5 protein-coding genes and 1 rRNA gene are annotated in these 5,820 nt (G+C 71.4%); 2 read left to right on the forward strand and 4 right to left on the reverse strand.

Annotated features, from left to right (window positions below):
• Positions 1-573, forward strand: a 573-nt coding sequence (locus tag FHG89_RS00635) for a VOC family protein (protein WP_139581925.1), incomplete at its 5' end; no start/stop codon positions are given.
• A 3-nt stretch (positions 574-576) separates the two neighbouring features.
• Here the strand turns inward: FHG89_RS00635 and FHG89_RS00640 are convergent.
• From FHG89_RS00640 to FHG89_RS00650, 3 genes are read right to left on the reverse strand one after another with little or no spacing between them, the layout of a single operon-like run.
• On the reverse strand, positions 577-978 hold the full coding sequence (locus FHG89_RS00640) for a DUF4233 domain-containing protein (RefSeq protein WP_425280137.1): 402 nt from the start codon (positions 976-978) through the stop codon (positions 577-579).
• The gene (locus tag FHG89_RS00645) at positions 933-2,267 is read right to left on the reverse strand and encodes a bifunctional folylpolyglutamate synthase/dihydrofolate synthase (RefSeq protein ID WP_139581928.1); all 1,335 of its coding nucleotides are present in this window, start codon (positions 2,265-2,267) and stop codon (positions 933-935) included. Before FHG89_RS00645 ends, FHG89_RS00640 begins: the two co-directional genes overlap by 46 nt.
• Positions 2,264-4,882 carry a valine--tRNA ligase gene (locus FHG89_RS00650; protein WP_139581930.1) on the reverse strand — a complete coding sequence of 873 codons (2,619 nt, stop codon included), beginning with the start codon at positions 4,880-4,882 and terminating at the stop codon, positions 2,264-2,266. Before FHG89_RS00650 ends, FHG89_RS00645 begins: the two co-directional genes overlap by 4 nt.
• Positions 4,883-4,951: 69 nt before the next feature.
• On the opposite strand from FHG89_RS00650, the gene FHG89_RS00655 reads away from it, so the two are divergent.
• Positions 4,952-5,638 carry a hypothetical protein gene (locus tag FHG89_RS00655; RefSeq protein WP_139581932.1) on the forward strand — a complete coding sequence of 229 codons (687 nt, stop codon included), beginning with the start codon at positions 4,952-4,954 and terminating at the stop codon, positions 5,636-5,638.
• 106 nt (positions 5,639-5,744) lie between these two features.
• Here the strand turns inward: FHG89_RS00655 and rrf are convergent.
• Positions 5,745-5,820, reverse strand: a 5S ribosomal RNA gene (rrf, locus tag FHG89_RS34365); the annotation flags it as partial.

Here is a 5,820-nt window from a genome sequence, read left to right on the forward strand (position 1 = left end):
CACCTCGACCCGCCCACCGCGCAGCGGTTCGACCCGGCCCCCACCCAGCGGTCCGCCGCGACCGACCCACTGGACCCACTCGACCTGCCTCTGGACGACCCCGCCACCACCACGGCGGCGAGCGGGACCGTCACCGCCGAGGAACTCGACGAGGCGATCTTCGGGTTCGACGGGGGTGCCACAGCGGACCCGGCCGGCCCGATCAGCGGGGTGGGGCTGACCCTGCTGGTCACCGACCTGTCCCGGTCGCTCGGCTTCTACCGCGACATGCTCGGCTTCACCGAGGTCGACCAGGGAGCGGGCAACGCCGTGCTCGCCTCCGGCACGACCCGGCTGGTGCTGCGCGAGGTCACCGGGGCAGCACCGATCAGTCGCCGGCTCGTCCACGTCAACCTCGAGGTGGACGACATCGAGGCGGCGTACGAGCGGCTGCGCGGGTCCGGCGTCCGCTTCACGTACGCCCCCCGCGTGGTCAACCGGGGCAGCAGGCTGGAGGTGTGGGCGGCGGCCTTCCGGGACCCGGACGGCCACGGCATCGCCCTCACCCAGTGGCGTGAACGGGCCGACGCCTGACCCTCAGCCGAGGATGACCCGGCGGACGTGCACCGCGTACGCCCACACCAGGGCGAAGATGACACCCAGCGCGAACAGCGACCAGTGCAGCAGGCCGGACAGCAGCAGCAGGCCCTGGAGCACGGTGCCGGCGTGCCACGCCCAGGGGCGGCGCATCATGCCGGCGATCAGGATGGCGGCCACCGCCAGCGCCACCACGGCACCGATCGCGCCGCCACTCAGGTCGCCGCCGACCACCCGGATCGGCTGGATCGCCAGCAGCAGCACCAGCGCCTCCAGGGCGAGAGTCCCGGCGCCCAGTCCGCGTACCGCCCGCTGCGGATCGCGCAGCCCGGACCGGCGCGGCTCATCCGGGCCGGTCATCGCTTCAGCAGGCGACGTGCGTCGGCCACCGTCACCACCGATCCCGTGACCAGCACCCCGACGCCGCTCAGCTCGCCGGGGACGTCCTCCTCGGCGAGCGCCACCGCCAACTCGATCGCGTCGGGCATCTCGTCGGCCGACTCCACCCGTTCCTCGCCGAAGATCTCCCCGGCCAGCGCGGCGAGTTCCGCCGTCGGCATGGCCCGCGGCGAGCTGTTGCGGGTCACCACCACCACGTCGACGACCGGCTCCAGCAGCTCCAGCAGGCTGGACGCGTCCTTGTCGGCGAGCACACCGACCACCGCGACGAGCTTGCTGAACGCGAACTCCTCCTGCAACGCGGTGACGGTGGCGGCCATCCCGTGCGGGTTGTGCGCGCCGTCCAGCAGGACGGTCGGGGCACTGCGCACCCGCTCCAGCCGCCCGGGAGAGCTGGCCGTGGCGAAGCCCTCGCGGACCGCCTCGACGTCCAGCTGCCGCCTGGTCCCGGCGCCCAGGAACGCCTCCACCGCGGCCAGAGCCACCGCCGCGTTCTGCGCCTGGTGCGCGCCGTGCAACGGGATGAACACGTCCTCGTAGACACCGCCCAGGCCTTGGAGGGTGAGCACCTGCCCGCCGACGGCGACCGCCCGGCGCAGCACGCCGAACTCGGCGCCCTCCCGGGCGATGGTGGCGCCCACCTCGGCGCAGCGTTCGAGCAGCGGTCGCGCGGCCTCCTCCTCCTGCGCCGCCGCGATGACTGTGGCGCCCGGGTGGATGATGCCGGCCTTGGCCAGCGCGATGTCCTGGAGCGTGTCGCCGAGCCACTCCGTGTGGTCCAGCCCGATCGGCGTGATCACGCAGACCCCGGCCTGGATGACGTTCGTGGCGTCCTCGGCGCCGCCGAGGCCCACCTCGACCACCGCGATGTCGACAGGCGCGTCGGCGAACGTGGCGAACGCCAGCGCGGTGGTCATGTCGAAGTACGTCAGCGGCTCGTCCGACCGCGCGTCGACAAGCTCCGCCAGCGGTTTGACCTCCCGGTACACCGCCGCGAACCGCTCCTCGCTGACCGGCTCCCCGTCCAGGCTGATCCGTTCCCGGACGGTCTCCAGGTGCGGGCTGGTGTACCTGCCGGTGTGCAGCCCGAACGCCCGCAGCAGGGAGTCGATCATCCGCGCGGTGGAGGTCTTGCCGTTGGTGCCGGTCAGGTGGATCGCCGGGTACGCCCGCTGCGGGCTGCCGAGCAGGTCGAGCAGCGACTCGATCCGGTCCAGCTCGAAGACCATGCGGGTGAAGCCACGGGCGTTCAGCTCGGCCTCGACGGCGGCGAAATCGGTACGGTCGGTCACGAGGGCAGTGTCTCCAGAGCAGCGTTGATCCGGACCAGGTCGGCCTCGGCGGTGGCGAGCCGGTCACGAATCTTCGCGACCACCGGCTCGGGGGCCTTGCCGATGAAGGCCGGGTTGTCGAGCTTCGCCCGGGCCTGCGCGACCTCCTTCTCGGCTGCCGTGCGGTCCTTGGTCAGCCGGGCCCGCTCGGCGGCCACGTCGATCGACCCCCGGGTGTCCAACGCGACACCGACCGCGCCAGGCATGGTCAGCGTGGCGCTGGCCTGGAAGTCGTCACCGGCCGGGTCCAGCCGGACCAGCGAGCGGATCAGCGGCTCGTGGGCGGCGATGCCCGCGCCGGACAGCCCGTCCAGGCGGGCGGCCACCCGCTGCGTCGGGCGCAGCCCCTGGTCGGAACGGAACCGGCGGATCTCGGTGACCACCCGCTGCACACCGACCATCTCGGCCTCGGCGGCGTCGTCGATCAGCGAGCGGTCGGCCACCGGCCAGGCGACGGCCTGCACCGTCTCGCCGCCGGTCAGCGCGAGCCACAGCTCCTCGGTGACGAACGGGATGACCGGGTGCAGCAGCCGCAGCAGCTGGTCGAGCACGTGCCCGAGCACCCGACGGCTGACCTCCGCCGGCGCACCGCCCTCGGCGAGCACCGGCTTGCTCAGCTCGACGTACCAGTCGCAGACGTCGTCCCAGGCGAAGTGGTAGAGCAGGTCGCAGACCTTGGCGAACTCGTACGCCTCGAACTGCTCGTCGACCTCGGCGGTGACGTGCGCCAGCCGGGACAGTATCCACCTGTCGACGGTGGAGAGCTGCTCGGCGGGGGGCAGGTCGCCCGTGGTGTGCGCACCGTTCATCAGGGCGAAGCGGGTGGCGTTCCAGAGCTTGTTGCAGAAGTTGCGCGAGCCCTGGCACCACTCCTCGCTGACCGGGACGTCCTGACCGGGGTTCGCGCCCCGGGCCAGGGTGAACCGGGTGGCGTCGGCGCCGTACCTGTCGATCCAGTCCAGCGGGTCGACCACGTTGCCGAACGACTTCGACATCTTCTTGCCGAACTGGTCGCGCACCATGCCGTGCAGGGCGACCACGTCGAAGGGCGGCCGGCCGTCCATCGCGTAGAGGCCGAACATCATCATCCGGGCGACCCAGAAGAACAGGATGTCGTACCCGGTGACCAGCACGCTTGTCGGGTAGAACTTCGCCAGGTCCGGGGTCTGCTCGGGCCAGCCGAGGGTGGAGAACGGCCACAGGCCGCTGGAGAACCAGGTGTCCAGGACGTCCTCGTCCTGGTGCCAGCCCTCGCCGGTCGGCGGCGCCTCGTCGGGGCCGACGCAGACGATCTCACCCTCCGGCCCGTACCAGACGGGGATGCGGTGGCCCCACCACAGCTGGCGGGAGATGCACCAGTCGTGCATGTTGTCGACCCAGGCGAAGTAGCGCTTGGACAGCTCGGCCGGCTCGATGCGCACCCGGCCGTCGCGCACCGCGTCGCCGGCGGCCTGCGCCAGCGGGGCGGTGTTGACGAACCACTGCAACGACAGCCGCGGCTCGACTGTGGTCTTGCACCGTGAGCAGTGCCCGACCGCGTGCACGTACGGACGCTTCTCGGCGACGATCCGGCCCTGCTCGCGCAGCGCGGCCACGATCGCGGGCCGCGCCTCGAACCGGTCCAACCCCTCGAACGGGCCGGGCACGGTGATCACACCGCGCTCGTCCATCACGGTCAGCGCGGGCAGGTCGTGCCGCTGGCCGATCTCGAAGTCGTTCGGGTCGTGGGCCGGCGTCACCTTGACCATGCCGGTGCCGAAGGACGGGTCGACGTGCGCGTCGGCGACGATCGGGATCCGGCGGCCGGTCAGCGGCAGCTCGACCTCGGTGCCGATCAGGTGCTGGTAGCGCTCGTCGTCGGGGTGCACCGCCACCGCGGTGTCGCCGAGCATCGTCTCGGCCCGGGTGGTGGCCACCACGACCTCGTCGCTGTAGCGGATCGAGATCAGCTCGCCGTCGTCGTCGGTGTGCTCGACCTCGATGTCGGAGAGCGCAGTGAGGCAGCGCGGACACCAGTTGATGATCCGGTTGGCCCGGTAGATGAGGCCGTCGTCGAAGAGCTTCTTGAAGATGGTCTGGACGGCCCGGCTCAGCCCCTCGTCCATGGTGAAGCGCTCGCGGTCCCAGTCGACGGAGTCGCCGAGGCGGCGCATCTGGCCGAGAATGGCGCCACCGGACTCGGCCTTCCACTGCCAGACCCGCTCGACGAACTTCTCCCGGCCGAGATCGTGCCGGGACAGACCCTCGGCGGCGAGCTGCCGCTCGACCAGGTTCTGGGTGGCGATGCCCGCGTGGTCCATGCCGGGCAGCCACAGCGCCTCGAAGCCCTGCATCCGCTTACGCCGGGTCAACGCGTCCATCAGCGTGTGCTCGAACGCGTGGCCCATGTGCAGTGAGCCGGTGACGTTCGGCGGCGGGATGACGATGGTGAAGGGGGGCTTGTCGCTGTCGGCGGAGGCCCGGAAGAGCCCGGCGGCTACCCACTGCTCGTACCGTCGCTGCTCTACCTCACCGGGCTGATACTGGCCGGCAAGGGTCGGGGCGTCGGGGCGTCGGGCATCCAGTCTCTCGGTCACCGGACAAGTCTACGGAGGGCTTCGGCGGACCTGACGTGCGCCACCTGCCGTTCGCGTACGGTGTCGGCTATGTCCGACGCACATCTCACCGAACGGTCGCTCGACGGCGGCCGCGAGCCAGTCGAGTTGACCGACGAGCCGATCCGGCTGAGCACCCGCGACACCGGGGGCGATCCCGACGACCAGCCGGGTGGCTGGTCCCGGCGACGCCGGATCGTGTGGGCGGCGGCCCTCGCGGTCGGTCTGGCGGGCGCCGGTGTGCTGGGTGTCGCCGGGTGGCGGGTGGCGCAGCAGAAGGACACGGAGCTGACCTCACCGGATCGGGTGGCGGGCCTCACCCGGGACGACAGTGAGCGGGCGAAGAGCACGGCCGACTACCTGCGCAACGGTCTCGCTGCCGACATCGAGCTGGACAGCAGCTTCGGGACGGTCTACCGCGACCCGTCCGACGAGAAGCGGTCCGTCCTGATCTTCGGGGGTACGACCCTGCTGTGGCAGCCGGAACGCGACCTGGACAGCCTCTTCGGCCTGATGTCCGACGAGACCGGCGCGGTGACCGGCCTGCGCGAGACGCCCGCAGGCGACCTGGGCGGTGTGCTCAAGTGTGGCAGCACCAGCGGCGAGGGCGGTGACTTCGCCGTGTGTGGCTGGGCCGACCACGGCAGCGTCGTGATGGCGATGTTCCCGGGGCGTTCGGTCGCCGACGCGGGCTTCCTGATGCGTGACCTGCGCGCCGGCATGCAGACCCGCGGCTGAAGGCGCCGATTCGTCGGCGTACCGGTGCCGCGGGTCTGGCCGACGGAAACGGGTTCGGAAAACGCAGAACGGGTCACCCGTGAGGGTGACCCGTTCTGGAAAGATTGTCCGGCGGCGTCCTACTCTCCCACACCCTCACGAGTGCAGTACCATCGGCGCTGGAGGGCTTAGCTTCCGGGTTC

It is taken from the genome of Micromonospora orduensis (genome assembly GCF_006228125.1).
Lineage (GTDB): Bacteria > Actinomycetota > Actinomycetes > Mycobacteriales > Micromonosporaceae > Micromonospora > Micromonospora orduensis.

What these genes read in the sequence shown, in the direction of transcription:
- FHG89_RS00655 (WP_139581932.1), top strand. Translation starts at nt 4,952, where the DNA reads ATGTCCGACGCACATCTCACCGAACGGTCGCTCGACGGCGGCCGCGAG.